This window comes from Flavobacterium arabinosi (genome assembly GCF_048158725.1).
Taxonomy (GTDB): Bacteria; Bacteroidota; Bacteroidia; order Flavobacteriales; family Flavobacteriaceae; genus Flavobacterium; species Flavobacterium arabinosi.
Window position 1 is genome coordinate 377,506 of the sequence record NZ_JBLNKX010000004.1, and the last position, 15,029, is coordinate 392,534.

Consider the following 15,029-nt stretch of genomic DNA (forward strand, 5'->3'; position numbering starts at 1 on the left):
TTAGTTTAAAAATTTACTTTCTTTTACGAGCGTCTGGTTTTCCACCTTTATTAAAAGGCTTTCTATCTCCTCTAGGAGAATCGCCACCTTTACCACCACCAGTTCCAGATTGTTTTTTATCCATTCCTGCAAGCGGAGAAAGATCTCTCTTTCCATAAACTTCACCTTTCATGATCCACACTTTGATTCCCATTCTACCATAAGTAGTATGAGCCTCTGCAAGTGCATAATCAATGTCAGCTCTGAAAGTTGATAGAGGAATTCTACCTTCTTTGAAACCTTCTGAACGTGCCATCTCAGCACCATTCAAACGACCAGAAATCAAAACTTTGATACCTTCTGCGTTCATACGCATAGAAGCAGCAATAGCCATTTTGATTGCACGTCTGTAAGAAATTCTGCTTTCGATTTGACGACAGATGCTTGTAGCAACTAGATACGCGTCAAGTTCAGGTCTTTTGATTTCAAAGATGTTGATTTGAACCTCTTTGTCAGTAATTTTCTTAAGTTCTTCTTTCAACTTGTCTACCTCTTGCCCACCTTTCCCGATAATAATACCAGGTCTTGCAGTAGTGATAGTAACGGTTACAAGCTTCAAAGTTCTCTCGATGATTACTTTTGATACACTAGCTTTTGATAAACGAGCATGGATATACTTTCTGATTTTGTGATCTTCGGCAAGTTTATCACCATAATCATTTCCACCATACCAGTTTGAGTCCCATCCTCTGATGATACCAAGTCTATTTCCAATTGGATTTGTCTTTTGTCCCATCTTGTATTAAATTGCTTGTGTGTTATTAATAGATCCAAGCACGATTGTTACGTGATTAGAACGTTTTCTTATTCTGTGCGCACGACCTTGTGGAGCTGGACGAAGTCTTTTCAACATCATTCCACCATCTACTGTAATCGTTTTAACAAATAAACCTGCTTCTTCCATATTAGCGTCAGGGTTTTTTGCTTGCCAGTTGGCAATTACAGATAAAACCAATTTTTCTAATTTTCTTGAAGCTTCTTTAGAACTGAATCTTAAGATGTTTAGTGCTCTTTCTACCTTCTGACCTCTTACCAAGTCCGCTACTAAGCGCATTTTTCTAGGTGAAGTAGGGCAGTTATTCAATTTTGCGAAAGCAATAGACTTATTAGCCTCTTTTCTCGCATCTGCTGTTTCTCTTTTACGAACTCCCATTGCTTCTTATTTTTTACCTTTATTTTTTGCTCCAGCATGACCTCTAAAAGATCTAGTTGGTGAAAATTCTCCTAATTTGTGACCTACCATGTTTTCTGTTACGTAAACTGGTACAAATTGACGACCGTTATGAACTGCGATAGTTTGTCCAACAAAGTCCGGAGTAATCATAGAAGCTCTAGACCATGTCTTAACCACTCCTTTATTTCCACCTGCGATGTTTTCTTGAACTTTCTTGTCTAACTTATAATGAACGAAAGGTCCTTTTTTTAATGAACGTGCCATATCTTATTATTTCTTTCTACGTTCTACGATATACTTGTTACTCGGGTTTTTCTTAGAACGAGTTCTATAACCTTTAGCTGGTATTCCATTTCTTGAACGTGGATGTCCACCAGAAGAACGTCCTTCACCACCACCCATTGGGTGATCGACAGGGTTCATTGCAACAGGTCTTGTTCTAGGTCTTCTTCCTAACCATCTTGTTCTACCAGCTTTTCCTGATACAACTAATTGGTGATCTGAATTAGAAACCGCTCCAATTGTAGCCGAACAAGTCAACAAGATCAATCTTGTTTCTCCAGAAGGCATTTTAATTGTAGCATATTTTCCATCTCTTGCCATTAATTGAGCAAATGTCCCAGCAGAACGAGCGATTACAGCTCCTTGACCTGGTCTCAATTCGATACAAGAAATAACAGTTCCAAGTGGAACTCTACTTAAAGGTAAAGTATTACCAATCTCCGGTTGAGATTCTGGACCAGAAACTAATTTCTGACCAACTTTCAATCCGTTTTGAGCAATAACATACGTTTTCTCTCCATCAGCATACGCTAACAAAGCGATAAATGCAGTACGATTTGGATCATATTCAATAGATTTAACCGTCGCAGGAATTCCTTCTTTTGTACGTTTAAAATCAATGATACGATATCTCTGCTTGTGACCACCACCCGTATAACGCATGGTCATCTTTCCTTGACTATTTCTACCACCAGAGTTTTTTATCGGCGCTATCAAAGAGCGTTCCGGCTTATCAGTTGTAATGGCGTCATAACCATTCACAACTCTAAATCGCTGACCTGGGGTAATAGGTTTTAATTTTCTTACTGACATTTTATCTTAGATATTGTTGTAAAAATCAATTGTTTCTCCTTCTTGTACTTGAACAATTGCTTTTTTAATTGCATTAGTCTTTCCACTGATTAAACCACTTTTAGTGTATTTAGTAGTTCTATCCGGTCTTACGTTCATCGTGTTAACACTCAAAACAGTTACTCCATAAGCAGCTTCAACAGCTTTCTTAATTTGTACTTTGTTTGCTTTTTTGTCAACAACGAATCCGAAGCGGTTTAAAACTTCACTTTCTTTGGTTACTTTTTCCGTTACTATAGGCTTAATTATGATGCTCATATCCTATTATTTACTTAAATTTTCTTCAATTATCTCCAAAGAACTCTCTAAAAGCACTAAATTATTAGCGTTTAATATAGCGTAAGTACTTAATTCTAAGCTACTTACTACGCTAGAGCCTTTTAAATTGCGTGACGACAAATATACATTTTTATTTGTATCACCCAAGACAAACAGGGATTTTTTATTTTCTAACTCTAAAGCTTTCAAAACGTTAATGAAATTTTTAGTGTTTGGTGTTTCAAATTCAAAGTCTGCAAGAACGATAATGTTCGATTCTTTTGCTTTAATTGAGAAAGCAGATTTTCTAGCCAAACGTTTCAAGTTTTTATTCAATTTAAATGAATAACTTCTTGGTCTTGGTCCAAAAACTGTTCCACCACCTTTAAACAATGGATTCTTTGCACTACCCGCACGAGCAGTACCAGTTCCTTTTTGTTTTTTAATCTTACGAGTACTTCCCGCAACTTCAGCTCTTTCTTTAGCTTTGTGCGTTCCTTGTCTTTGATTAGCAAGATATTGCTTTACATCAAGGTATACTGCGTGATTGTTTGGTTCTATACCAAATACTGAATCAGAAAGTTGAACTTTTCTTCCAGTATCTTTTCCGTTGAAATCTAATACTTTTGCTTCCATTACTTCTGAATGATTACATAAGAGTTGTTACATCCAGGAACACATCCTTTAATAACAAGTAGGTTCTTTTCAGCAACTACTTTTAAAACTCTAAGGTTTTGAACTTTTACATTGTCTCCTCCCATTCTTCCAGCCATACGCATTCCTTTGAATACTCTAGATGGATAAGAAGAAGCTCCTACAGAACCTGGCGCTCTTAAACGGTTGTGTTGACCGTGAGTTGCTTGACCAACACCACCAAAACCGTGACGTTTTACAACCCCTTGAAAACCTTTACCTTTAGATACACCTTGTACATCTACAAATTCTCCTTCTTGAAAAATAGAAACATCAATAAGATCTCCTAAATTTTGTTCAGTTGCGAAATCTCGGAATTCAACGACTTTTTTCTTAGCTACAGTTCCCGCTTTTTTAAAGTGACCTAAAGCCGCTTTTGTGGAATGTTTCTCGTTTTTGTCATCGAAACCAAGTTGCAACGCTTCGTACCCGTCAACACCTTTGGTTCTGACTTGGGTAACAACACATGGTCCAGCTTCGATTACTGTACAAGGAATATTCTTCCCGTTCTCGTCGAAAATGCTAGTCATGCCGATTTTTTTACCAATTAACCCAGACATAATTATTAATTATTAATTATTAAATATAAATATAGAACGCAGCTTTTAATCGAATCCTATTTTTTTAGTGGGTGCAAATGTATAACTTATTTACACACAAACCAAAAAAAAATTTTCGATTAAAAACAGCGTCCTTTTTTACTCTTAAACTACTTAAACTTTGATTTCAACTTCAACTCCACTTGGCAATTCAAGTTTCATTAAAGCATCAATAGTTTTAGATGAAGATGAATAAATATCAATCAATCTCTTGTATGACATTACTTCAAATTGCTCTCTCGCTTTTTTGTTAACGTGTGGAGAACGTAGTACAGTGAAAAGTTTTTTGTGAGTTGGTAATGGAATTGGTCCTGTTACTACTGCACCTGTACTTTTTACAGTTTTTACAATCTTTTCAGCAGACTTGTCTACCAACATGTGATCGTAAGATTTTAGTTTTATTCTGATTTTTTGACTCATTTTCTTAAAGATTAAGCGTTTCCTTTTGCTTTTTTGATAACTGCTTCCGAAATATTCGAAGGAGTTTCAGCGTAATGTGAAAATTCCATTGTTGATGTTGCACGACCTGAAGACAAAGTTCTTAAAGTAGTAACATAACCAAACATTTCTGATAATGGCACATCAGCTTTAATAGTTTTAGCACCATTTCTGTCACCCATGTCATTAACCTGACCTCTACGACGGTTAATATCACCTACGATATCTCCCATGTTTTCTTCTGGTGTAATAACTTCCATTTTCATGATAGGCTCAAGAATAACAGCACCTGCAGCACGACCTGACTCTCTGTAACCCATTCTTGCAGCTAACTCAAAAGAAAGCGCATCTGAATCGACAGGGTGAAAAGATCCGTCTAATAAAGTCACTTTCAAACTATCAACTTGGTATCCTGCTAAAGGACCAGTTTTCATAGCTTCTCTGAAACCTTTTTCAACTGAAGGGATATATTCTTTAGGAACGTTACCACCTTTCACTGCATTAATAAACTGCAATCCTACCGGAGCTTTACCGTCAACTAAATCTGCTGGTTCAATTCTAAATACGATATCACCGAATTTACCACGACCACCTGATTGTTTTTTGTAAGTTTCTCTGTGTTGTGCAGATTTAGTAAATGCTTCTTTATATTCAACTTGAGGCTCACCTTGGTTCACTTCAACTTTAAATTCACGTTTCATTCTATCAACAAGGATATCTAAGTGAAGCTCACCCATACCTGATATAATAGTTTGACCTGAAGCCTCATCTGTTCTAACAGTAAATGTTGGATCTTCTTCAGCTAATTTAGCCAAAGCCATACCCATTTTATCTACGTCAGCCTTAGTTTTAGGCTCAATTGCAATACCAATAACCGGCGCAGGGAATTTCATACTTTCTAAGATAATTGGGTGTTTTTCATCACACAATGTATCTCCAGTTTTAATATCTTTAAATCCAACTGCCGCTCCAATATCACCAGCCTCGATATAATCGATTGGGTTTTGCTTGTTAGCATGCATTTGATAGATACGAGAGATTCTCTCTTTGTTTCCTGAACGTGTGTTCAAAACATAAGAACCTGCATCTAAACGTCCTGAATAAGCACGGAAGAAAGCTAAACGACCTACGAATGGGTCTGTAGCAATTTTAAATGCTAAAGCAGCGAATGGCTCTTTAACATCTGGCTTACGCAAAATTTTAGTTTGATCTTCTTCTAATAAATCAGCATCATCAGGATGAATCCCTTCAATACCTTCTTTATCCATTGGAGATGGCAAATATTTACATACTGCATCCAACATGAATTGAACTCCTTTGTTTTTGAAAGAAGAACCAGCAATCATCGGAATGATAGCCATATCCATAGTAGCAGCTCTTAAAGCAGTGTTGATTTCTTCCTCTGTAATAGAGTCTTCATCTTCCATGAATTTTTCCAACAAATTTTCATCATAATCAGCAACTGCTTCAATAAGAATTGATCTGTATTCTTTCACTTCTGCAATCATATCTTCAGGAATAGGCACAATATCATAGGTAGCACCTAATCCCTCTTCATGCCATACAATAGCTTGATTTTTAACTAAATCAACCACCCCTTTGAAGTCATTTTCTTCACCAATTGGCAAAGTAATAGCAACTGCATTAGATTTCAACATATCTCTAACTTGCTGACAAACCATCAAAAAGTTAGAACCTTGACGGTCCATTTTGTTAACGAATCCGATACGGGGTACTCTATATTGATCTGCAAGTCTCCAGTTAGTTTCTGATTGTGGCTCAACACCATCAACAGCACTAAACAAGAAAACTAACCCATCAAGTACACGTAATGAACGATTTACTTCAACAGTAAAATCAACGTGTCCCGGGGTATCAATAATATTAAAGTGATAAGGCAATGTTTCCGGTAAAGGTATTCCTTGTGTAGTAGGGAAATTCCATTCACAAGTAGTAGCAGCAGAAGTAATTGTAATACCTCTTTCTTGCTCTTGCGCCATCCAGTCCATAGTTGCAGCACCATCGTGTACTTCACCTATTTTATGTGATTTACCTGTATAGAATAATATACGCTCCGTTGTTGTTGTTTTACCAGCATCAATGTGAGCAGCAATTCCAATATTTCTTGTGTATTTTAGATCTCTAGCCATTTCTTATGAATTAAAATCTAAAGTGAGAGAATGCTTTATTAGCTTCTGCCATTTTGTGAGTATCCATTCTCTTTTTAACAGCAGCACCTTCTTCTTTAGCCGCAGCTAAACATTCCGAAGCTAACCTTTGAGCCATAGATTTTTCATTTCTTCTTCTAGAATAAAGTATCAACCACTTCATCGCCATAGAAATTTTTCTATCTGGACGAATTTGCATTGGAATTTGAAATGTAGCTCCACCTACTCTACGACTACGTACTTCTACGTGAGGCATAACATTGGTTAACGCATCTTTCCAAATTTCTAATGATGGTTTCTCTGCATCTTGTTTTTTAGACTCAATGATGTCAATTGCATCATAAAATACTTTAAACGCTGTCGATTTTTTTCCATCCCACATTAAGTTGTTCACAAAACGTGTTACCAGTTGGTCATTAAACCTTGGATCTGGTAAAAGTGGTCTTTTCTTTGCCGCTCTTTTTCTCATGTCTTTTTTTTAATAAAATGTCATACCAATATAGTCGCGATGAATCGCGCCTCTACAGAAATAACTTTTTAAATTACTTTTTTGCTTCTTTTGGGCGTTTTGCTCCGTACTTAGATCTTCTTTGCGTTCTTCCTGCTACTCCTGACGTATCAAGCGCACCACGAACGATGTGATATCTAACTCCTGGTAAATCTTTTACCCTTCCACCCCTAACTAATACTATCGAGTGCTCTTGTAAATTGTGTCCTTCACCAGGGATGTAAGCATTCACTTCATTACCATTTGTCAAACGTACACGCGCTACTTTACGCATTGCAGAGTTTGGTTTTTTTGGTGTTGTAGTGTAAACACGCGTACAAACCCCTCTTCTTTGAGGACAAGAATCTAAAGCAACCGATTTACTCTTCTTAGTTATCTGAGTTCTTCCTGTTCTTACTAATTGTTGAATTGTTGGCATAATTAATACTAAAAATTTCTTATTATATTAAATTCCCGCTTTTTACGGGGTTGCAAATGTAGAAAATATTTTTTACTCTACAAACGTTAAACCATTAATTTTCAATAAGATTATTTTATAAATTTATTTTTATTACAAACCAGCGATATTTGCATTACTTTTATTAAAAACACAAATTCATTGAAACCCTTACTTATTTCCCTTCTGTTTCTAAATTTCGGATTGGGTTGTTCTGCTCAAAATTTTCGATTAAACATTATTGGCAGCTCTGATTCCGAAACAAAAACTATTAATTCATTGAATTATAATTCGAATCATAAAAACATAAAATCCATCAGTGATGAAACAATTCGAATATCAGATAAACTATCTAAAATAGGATTTATTGAAAACAATATAACTGACAATATAAAAGTAAATGACACTAGTTATGTCGCAAAATTAAGTTTAGGCAACAGAATCAAAACGATACATATATATATAGGTAGAAATAATGAATTAAACAACTCGATTGCACCAAACAAAACAAAAGACACAATCATCATCAGATATGAAGAAACAGAAACTTTCCTAAACAATACTTTACAAAAACTAGAACAAAAAGGATTTGCTTTAGCGAAATTAAAACTGATTAATATTCAAAACAGAAATCAAACACTTTACGCCGATTTAGAATTCACATCTGACAAAAAAAAAAAATTAAACGCAATAGAAATTAAATATATTGAAAAGGGCAACAAAACAAAATTTCCAAAAGGGTATATAGCCCAAATCAATCACAAATACCAAAATAAAATTTTCAATCAAAACATAATCAACGAAATACATAATGAATTTGAAAAATTTAAATTTGTAAACCAGATAAAATACCCTGAAATTTTATTCACAAAAGACACAACAAAAATATATGTCTATCTTGAAAAAAGGACTTCAAATACTTTTGATGGCTTCATCGGATTTTCTAACAACGAGGATAAAAAAACAACTATTAACGGCTATTTAGATATCAATCTAGAAAACACCTTAGGAGCAGGAGAGCAATTTTTAATTTATTGGAAAAGCGACGGAAACAAACAAAAAACATTTAAAACTAGCATAGAATTACCCTATTTATTTAAAAGTCCAATCGGACTGAATGCTCACCTTACAATTTTCAAACAGGACAGCACTTATCAAAACACAAAAACAGGAATTAATTTAGGCTATTATATCAATTACAACACCCGAATTTACCTAGGACACCAATCAACTGAATCCAGCGATATTCAAAATACTAACAGCAAGCAATTGAGCGATTACAAAAACTCATTTTTGACTTCAGATTTCGAATACACAAAAAACAATAACAATTCTCTATTTCCAAAAAAAACAACTCTCTTACTTACAATTGGACTCGGAAAAAGAAACTCCAATAATTTATCTGAAACAAAAGCAAACAAACAATTTTATATCAACCTAGAAGCTATGCATAATTTCCATCTAGACGAAAAGAATAGCATCAACATAAGAAGTCAAAATTATTTTTTACAAAGCAATACTTACATAATAAATGAATTATTTCGTTTTGGTGGAATAAATTCCATTCGAGGATTCGAAGAAAATAGTCTTCAAGCAAATTTTTTAACATCAATATTAACAGAATATCGACATACACTTTCTCCTAGCTTATACATTCATTCCATAATAGATTACGGCACATACGAAGACAGAACAACTGCAAAAGAAAACAATCAAAAAACGAACCTAATAGGACTGGGACTGGGATTAGGCCTACAAACAAAAAATGGATTACTGAAATTAGCTTTTGCAAACGGGAGTACTAAAATCCAAAAAATAATTTTTTATAACACTATTATTCACATATGTTATAATGTTAAATTTTGAATGCGTGCATAAAAAATCATTTCAAATGTTAGGAAAGTTAACAAATTATTAAGATTTTTGTCTCACTAATTCAAAATATTTAAAAATGAAACTAAAGTTCAATGGATTCTTAGTACTATTAGTAGTACTTGTGGCGCAACTAACTTTTGCGCAAGAAAGAGCTGTTTCAGGAACTGTTTCTGACAATACAGGAATGCCTTTACCAGGCGTGAGTGTATTAGTAAAAGGAACTAAATCTGGAACACAAACTGATTTTGATGGGAAATATTCTATCAGAGTAACTTCAAGCCAAGTCTTGATTTTTAGCTACATTGGGATGAAAACCCAAGAAATTACAGCTAGCTCAGCTACAATGAATGTGAAACTACAGGATGCTTCAATGCAACTACAAGAAGTTGTAATTACAGGAGCAGTAGGGATCAAGAAAAAGAAAGCTGCTATTACCTCTTCTTACTCTACCGTTTCCAATCAAGAATTGAAAGCAGCATCTAATCCTGATGTCGTTCGCTCTTTAGTTGGAAAGGTTTCTGGGTTAACAATCAACGGAACCAGCAATGGTGTTGGGGGTACTAACTCAATCAGAATTCGTTCTATGTTATCTTTCACAGGTAATACGGAAGCACTTGTAGTAATCGATAATGTGATCTCTACTGCAGATGTACTTGCAACATTACCGTCTGACATCATTGAAAGCGTTACGGTATTAAAAGGTGCTCAAGGCGCGGCTTTATATGGTTCTCAAGGAAAACAAGGTGTTGTTTTGGTACAAACTAAAAAAGGCACCAGAGACGAAAAAATGAGTGTTACTTTTAGTTCTGGAGTAGATGTGGAAAACATTCTATTTGTTCCTGAAAGACAACAAAAATACGGTCAAGGATGGTACAATTCTCGTGATCCACAGGAAAATGGTGGATGGGGAGAGTTATTTGACGGCGCTATATGGGCGGAAGGAATTCCTGGTAGCCCACAAGGCGATGTTATGGCTCCATACTCTTCAAGAGGAAATGACAACATTAAAGATTTTTATCAAACTGGTACTATTTACCAAAATAATCTAAACATTAATGTTGGAGGACAAGACTCGTATTTAAACTTTAATATGGGTAACGTAAGTCGTGATTTTATTCTTCAAGGCGATCACTTAAACAGAAACAACTTTGTTTTAAGCGCAGGAAAAAAATTAGACAAACTGACTTTAGGCGGAACAGTTACTTTCACCAATCAAAGAACCAAACAAGCCAATGTAAATGCAGCGACATCTCGTTCTGATTATACACTTTTAACAAACTTGCTACAAGCGGCTTCTAACATTCCAATCGGAGCGTTTAAAGACAGAGGTTTATACGGATGGAATGGTTATTACCAAAATCCTTACTGGGCTAAGGACAACAACAGATTAGAAGAGACTAGAAATTACATTAATTTCGGTGCTAATGCTGAATATGAAATCAACAAGCACATTGGAATCTCCTATAACGGATCAGTTCAGTTAAGAAATAACAATCAAATTTCTTATGCTAATGCAGGGCAAGCTCCGGCAACTGCTGACGCAGATTTTTCAACTGGTTCTGAATTTTTTCAATCTAACTTTGGATCTACATTTTACTATGGAGATTTATTGGCCAATTTCAAATATGATTTATCAGAAAACATAGGATTGAAATTCAATATTGGTCAGAATATGCAATATAATTATACCAAAAGACTTTCTCAAGGGGGTACTAATTTAGAGATTGCAGGTTTATACAATATTGGTAATGTTTTAAATCCTGCTAACCCTTCATTAATGAATAATGGAACTTTCGAAACCAGATCAACGGCTACATTTGCCAATATTGATTTGAATTACGAAGATTATCTATTCTTAAATGCAACTGGAAGATACGAAGGTAACAGTGTAGCCAAGAAAGGCAATCAGTTTTACTTTTACCCATCTGTTGGAGCATCATTTGTTCCTACTAAAGCATTTGAAGGACTAAAAGGCAAGTCTACTTTAAGCAATTTAAAAGTATATGCCAACTATTCAAAAATTGGTTCGCTAGACCCTGTAGGTGCATATGAAATTTTAGATTTAGCAACTACTGCTACTGGTTTCCCATTCCCTGGTACTGGAAATTCATTTAGCAATAGCGCTTTTATCACGGACTCTAATATTAAACCAGAAAACTATACTACCTTGGAAGGTGGAATCAATTTTGGTTTCTTTAACGACAAGTTAACTTTAGACGTTGCTGGTTACATGACCACCACCACTGATTTAATTACCGATGCTTCACTTAGTTCTGCAACAGGTTTGCAAACAAAAAAAACAAACTCTGGGGAGTTAAAAGGTAAGGGTGTTGAAATTGATTTAGGTTTTATGCCAATAAGCACACCAAATTTCAAATGGAACGGTAGATTATCCTACACCGCTAACGAAACTAAAGTTATTGATGCTGGTGAGTCTACAAAAGTTGTCATAACAGACAGTGGAAATTCACAAGTAAATGCTGATATATCTGCAGTACAAGGCCTACCTTTCCCTTTCATCACCGGTACTGACTGGACAAGAGACGCAGAAGGTCATGTAATTGTAGATGCTCAAGGAAGACCAACCCCAGATGCAAATTTTAAAAACTTAGGTCAGGTTACTCCTAAATATACAGTAGGCTTTACTAATAGTTTTGACTACAAAGGTATTGGCTTATCATTTACTATGGATTACAGAACAGGTCATCACTTTATCTCTCAAACTAAATACAACCTTACATGGAATGGACACTTGGTAGAATCTGCTGATTTTGACAGAAATGTTGGTTTTCTTTACCCAGGTTCTGTAATTGACAATCCAGCAACAGCTACTGTAGGAGATTTTATCCCTAACACAAGTGTTTTAACAGGAGGTTTTTCAAGTTTGACAGGTGCTGCTAACAGAACACAAGCTTTTTACGGACAAGCTTCTAATTTAGGTGCCCATAATTTAGTTGATGCTACAGCATTTAAAGTTAGAGAAATCGCTTTAAGCTATTCACTTCCAAAAAGAGTCTTAGAGAAAGCTGGAATTGAAACTTTTAAATTTAGTGTCAATGCAAGAAATCCATTTATAATTCTGGCTAAAGGCAATAGAGGATACGCAGATCCTGAAGCATCTAATCAGGTTAATGGTTCTACTTCATCAGCGGCTAAAACCCCTGCTGGTACTCTTACTAATACTTCAAGAAATGGTCTTGGTTTTATTGGTGATGCGCAATACCCATCAACGCGAACTTTTGGTTTTAGCATAAACACTACTTTTTAATAATTAAATAAATATATTATGAAAAAAATATTTTACAGTAGCATGATGATGTTACTCTTATTTACATCTTGTGAAAATTATCTCGATGTAAATGAAGATCAAACAAACAGAGCTGACTTTACTGATCTTGCACCCAAACAAATGCTTGCAGGAGCTATAAATAACTATACAAATCATCAGATTATCACATTAGGAAACTATGGTAACAGAGCAGCTTATGTATGGGGTTTGAATAGCGGTTACACCTCTACAGATGCAGCCTGGACCTATACTTTTGATAGTAGTAGTTATCGAACAATTTTTGAAAACTCCTATCTTTTTGCAGACAATTTTCAAGACATTTTAGATAAAGAAACTCAGTTTCCAAACTACTCTTATCATTTTGGAATTGCAAAAGTAATGAAAGTAATGTCTATGGATTATGTGACCGCCTTATATGGAGACGCTCCTTATACTGAAGCATTTAATTCTGCTATTACAGCACCAAAGTATGATGATGACAAAACAATTATTCCAGCTTTGTTCAAAGAGTTAGATCAAGCAAAAGCTTATTTCAACAGTCCAAGTGCAAATGTGGTTGGTTTAGGAGCTGAAGATATTGTTTTTCATGGAGACCTAACCAAATGGAAGAAGTTTATCAACACAGTTGAATTAAGATTATTGTTGAGATTAACTAAAACTACTGACGCTGCACTTGTTTCCTTAAGAACGACTCGTTTTGCAGCATTAAATGCAAATAAAAATTTCATTACAGAAGATGTCACTGTTAATCCAGGATTCAATACAAGCACTCTAAATTCAAGAACTCCAGTATTTAGAGCTTATGGTCAAAACGAATCTTTTAGCGCTGCTACATCAGCGAATTTAGCTAATGCAGCTGGGGATTTTGCAGCAAGACTGGTAAATGGCACATTAAATGATGCTAACATCACAACCGGAATTGTAGATCCTAGAAGATCTAGAATATTTACTCTTATTGGAACTAGCGTTGTTGGTAATGTTCAAGGTGTTTTCCCCCTTACAGCAATATCAAAAATTCCAACGTTTTATACTGGACGCACTGGTGCATCTACAGAAATTGCGAATAAAAACGGAGCTGAAAGAGACGCTTATTTAATGCAGGCTGCTGAAAGTCATTTTCTTCAGGCTGAAGCTATTGAAAGAGGCTATTTAACAGGAGTTGCCAAAGCTGAATTTGATGCCGGAGTAACTGCTTCTTTCAATTTTTACAGCAGAGGTTTTGGTACTATTGTACTAGCTGCTCTTAATCCAACGACTTATTTAGCAAGTATTGCCGGTAAAAACGGTTTAGACTATACTGGATCTACTAATAAGATCAGTGCTATTATGACTCAAAAATACATTGCCTTAGCGGAATGGAATGGTATTGAACTATACATAGATCATATGAGAACAGGTTTCCCAGTTTTACCACTACCTTTTGGTGTTGTACAGACAAATAGACCAAATAGATTGATCTATCCAACATCAGAGTACTCTTCAAATAGTGCAAATGTACCTAATGTTAGTGTTGGTGAAATATTCACTGTAAATGCAAAAACTCCTTATTATCTTCAATAATCGAGAATTTTATTTATAGTTAGTTATTCTAAAATAAATTAAGGATATCAATTTATATCAAGAATCAAAACCACCAGCCAAAAACTGGTGGTTTTTTTTATATATTTGCACCATGGAAAAAGAACACCAAATATTCGGGATTAGAGCAATAATTGAAGCCATTCAAGCAGGCGCAACTGTAGACAAAGTATACATTCAGAAGGAAGCAAGCAGCGAACTGATGAAAGACTTAATGAAAGTGATGAAGCGTGGCAACATTAACTTCTCTTATGTTCCTGCTGAAAAACTAAATAGATTGACACCTAACAACCATCAAGGTGCTGTTGCAACAATTTCTCCTATCTCATTTTTTGATTTAGAATCATTGATAGAATCAGTAATTGAAAATGGTAAAAAACCATTGTTTTTAATTTTAGACCAAATATCGGATGCACGTAATTTTGGGGCTATTATCAGAACAGCCGAATGTACTGGAGTAAATGGAATAATCGTTCAAAAAGCAGGTTCAGCTCCTGTAAATGGTGACACAGTAAAAACTTCTGCAGGTGCGGTATTTAATATTCCTATTTGTAAAGTGGAACACATTAAAGACGCTATCTTTCTTTTGCAGGCCAGTGGTATTAAAACAGTAGCGGCCACAGAAAAAACAGATCAGAATATTTATGATATTTCTTTAAATGAACCTGTAGCCATCATAATGGGATCCGAAGATCGCGGGGTAAATCCTTCGGTTTTAAAAATTGTAGATGAGAAAGCAAAACTGCCTATGTTTGGAACTATTGGTTCTTTAAATGTTTCAGTAGCTTGTGGTGCTTTTTTATATGAAGCGGTAAGACAAAGAAGTTAAAATATTTTTGA

General features: G+C 35.2%; 15 protein-coding genes. 4 read left to right on the plus strand and 11 right to left on the minus strand.

The genetic code is table 11. The features are described from left to right. Nucleotides 1-13: 13 nt before the first annotated feature. The 11 genes from rpsC to rpsL all read right to left on the minus strand — a co-directional run bounded on the left by rpsC (nt 14) and on the right by rpsL (nt 7,429). Complete coding sequence (gene rpsC, locus ACM55K_RS10945; protein WP_039110223.1) at nt 14-775, minus strand: 30S ribosomal protein S3; 762 nt, start codon at nt 773-775, stop codon at nt 14-16. Nucleotides 776-781: 6 nt separating this feature from the next. Next, the gene (gene rplV, locus ACM55K_RS10950; protein ID WP_007136561.1) at nt 782-1,192 is read right to left on the minus strand and encodes a 50S ribosomal protein L22; all 411 of its coding nucleotides are present in this window, start codon (nt 1,190-1,192) and stop codon (nt 782-784) included. Nucleotides 1,193-1,198: 6 nt separating this feature from the next. Beyond that, nucleotides 1,199-1,477, minus strand: a complete 279-nt coding sequence (rpsS, locus tag ACM55K_RS10955; protein ID WP_007136562.1) for a 30S ribosomal protein S19 — start codon at nt 1,475-1,477, stop codon at nt 1,199-1,201. Between the two features lie 6 nt (nt 1,478-1,483). Further along, on the minus strand, nt 1,484-2,308 hold the full coding sequence (gene rplB, locus ACM55K_RS10960; protein ID WP_035668122.1) for a 50S ribosomal protein L2: 825 nt from the start codon (nt 2,306-2,308) through the stop codon (nt 1,484-1,486). 6 nt (nt 2,309-2,314) lie between these two features. Continuing rightward, on the minus strand, nt 2,315-2,605 hold the full coding sequence (rplW, locus tag ACM55K_RS10965) for a 50S ribosomal protein L23 (RefSeq protein ID WP_104000023.1): 291 nt from the start codon (nt 2,603-2,605) through the stop codon (nt 2,315-2,317). Between the two features lie 6 nt (nt 2,606-2,611). After that, on the minus strand, nt 2,612-3,241 hold the full coding sequence (gene rplD / locus ACM55K_RS10970; RefSeq protein WP_416850251.1) for a 50S ribosomal protein L4: 630 nt from the start codon (nt 3,239-3,241) through the stop codon (nt 2,612-2,614). Then, entirely contained in the window at nt 3,241-3,858 is a 618-nt protein-coding gene (rplC, locus tag ACM55K_RS10975) for a 50S ribosomal protein L3 (RefSeq protein ID WP_039110224.1), read from the minus strand. Before rplC ends, rplD begins: the two co-directional genes overlap by 1 nt. Nucleotides 3,859-4,011: 153 nt before the next feature. Beyond that, complete coding sequence (gene rpsJ, locus ACM55K_RS10980) at nt 4,012-4,317, minus strand: 30S ribosomal protein S10 (protein ID WP_011963470.1); 306 nt, start codon at nt 4,315-4,317, stop codon at nt 4,012-4,014. Between the two features lie 11 nt (nt 4,318-4,328). Then, a complete protein-coding gene (fusA, locus tag ACM55K_RS10985) occupies nt 4,329-6,485 on the minus strand; it encodes an elongation factor G (RefSeq protein WP_416850252.1) in 2,157 nt (718 codons plus the stop codon). Nucleotides 6,486-6,495: 10 nt separating this feature from the next. Further along, the gene (gene rpsG, locus ACM55K_RS10990) at nt 6,496-6,972 is read right to left on the minus strand and encodes a 30S ribosomal protein S7 (protein ID WP_035668130.1); all 477 of its coding nucleotides are present in this window, start codon (nt 6,970-6,972) and stop codon (nt 6,496-6,498) included. 73 nt (nt 6,973-7,045) lie between these two features. Beyond that, nucleotides 7,046-7,429, minus strand: coding sequence for a 30S ribosomal protein S12 (gene rpsL, locus ACM55K_RS10995; protein WP_007136570.1), 384 nt, complete (start codon nt 7,427-7,429; stop codon nt 7,046-7,048). Nucleotides 7,430-7,609: 180 nt separating this feature from the next. Between rpsL and ACM55K_RS11000 the strand changes: the two genes are divergently transcribed. The 4 genes from ACM55K_RS11000 (at nt 7,610) to rlmB (ending at nt 15,018) form a co-directional block, all read left to right on the plus strand. Continuing rightward, nucleotides 7,610-9,313 carry a BamA/TamA family outer membrane protein gene (locus tag ACM55K_RS11000; protein WP_416850253.1) on the plus strand — a complete coding sequence of 568 codons (1,704 nt, stop codon included), beginning with the start codon at nt 7,610-7,612 and terminating at the stop codon, nt 9,311-9,313. Nucleotides 9,314-9,398: 85 nt separating this feature from the next. Then, nucleotides 9,399-12,590, plus strand: a complete 3,192-nt coding sequence (locus ACM55K_RS11005; RefSeq protein ID WP_416850254.1) for a SusC/RagA family TonB-linked outer membrane protein — start codon at nt 9,399-9,401, stop codon at nt 12,588-12,590. An 18-nt stretch (nt 12,591-12,608) separates the two neighbouring features. Next, nucleotides 12,609-14,171 (plus strand): SusD/RagB family nutrient-binding outer membrane lipoprotein, encoded by a 1,563-nt coding sequence (locus tag ACM55K_RS11010; protein ID WP_416850255.1) that lies wholly within the window; start codon nt 12,609-12,611, stop codon nt 14,169-14,171. A gap of 112 nt (nt 14,172-14,283) precedes the next feature. Continuing rightward, entirely contained in the window at nt 14,284-15,018 is a 735-nt protein-coding gene (gene rlmB / locus ACM55K_RS11015; protein ID WP_416850256.1) for a 23S rRNA (guanosine(2251)-2'-O)-methyltransferase RlmB, read from the plus strand. The last annotated feature ends 11 nt before the right edge of the window (nt 15,019-15,029 follow it).

What these genes read in the sequence shown, in the direction of transcription:
- ACM55K_RS11010 (WP_416850255.1), top strand. Translation starts at nt 12,609, where the DNA reads ATGAAAAAAATATTTTACAGTAGCATGATGATGTTACTCTTATTTACA.
- rlmB (WP_416850256.1), top strand. Translation starts at nt 14,284, where the DNA reads ATGGAAAAAGAACACCAAATATTCGGGATTAGAGCAATAATTGAAGCC.
- rpsS (WP_007136562.1), bottom strand. Translation starts at nt 1,477, where the DNA reads ATGGCACGTTCATTAAAAAAAGGACCTTTCGTTCATTATAAGTTAGAC.
- rplD (WP_416850251.1), bottom strand. Translation starts at nt 3,241, where the DNA reads ATGGAAGCAAAAGTATTAGATTTCAACGGAAAAGATACTGGAAGAAAA.
- rplW (WP_104000023.1), bottom strand. Translation starts at nt 2,605, where the DNA reads ATGAGCATCATAATTAAGCCTATAGTAACGGAAAAAGTAACCAAAGAA.
- rpsG (WP_035668130.1), bottom strand. Translation starts at nt 6,972, where the DNA reads ATGAGAAAAAGAGCGGCAAAGAAAAGACCACTTTTACCAGATCCAAGG.
- rplC (WP_039110224.1), bottom strand. Translation starts at nt 3,858, where the DNA reads ATGTCTGGGTTAATTGGTAAAAAAATCGGCATGACTAGCATTTTCGAC.
- ACM55K_RS11005 (WP_416850254.1), top strand. Translation starts at nt 9,399, where the DNA reads ATGAAACTAAAGTTCAATGGATTCTTAGTACTATTAGTAGTACTTGTG.
- rpsL (WP_007136570.1), bottom strand. Translation starts at nt 7,429, where the DNA reads ATGCCAACAATTCAACAATTAGTAAGAACAGGAAGAACTCAGATAACT.
- rplB (WP_035668122.1), bottom strand. Translation starts at nt 2,308, where the DNA reads ATGTCAGTAAGAAAATTAAAACCTATTACCCCAGGTCAGCGATTTAGA.
- rpsJ (WP_011963470.1), bottom strand. Translation starts at nt 4,317, where the DNA reads ATGAGTCAAAAAATCAGAATAAAACTAAAATCTTACGATCACATGTTG.
- rpsC (WP_039110223.1), bottom strand. Translation starts at nt 775, where the DNA reads ATGGGACAAAAGACAAATCCAATTGGAAATAGACTTGGTATCATCAGA.
- rplV (WP_007136561.1), bottom strand. Translation starts at nt 1,192, where the DNA reads ATGGGAGTTCGTAAAAGAGAAACAGCAGATGCGAGAAAAGAGGCTAAT.
- fusA (WP_416850252.1), bottom strand. Translation starts at nt 6,485, where the DNA reads ATGGCTAGAGATCTAAAATACACAAGAAATATTGGAATTGCTGCTCAC.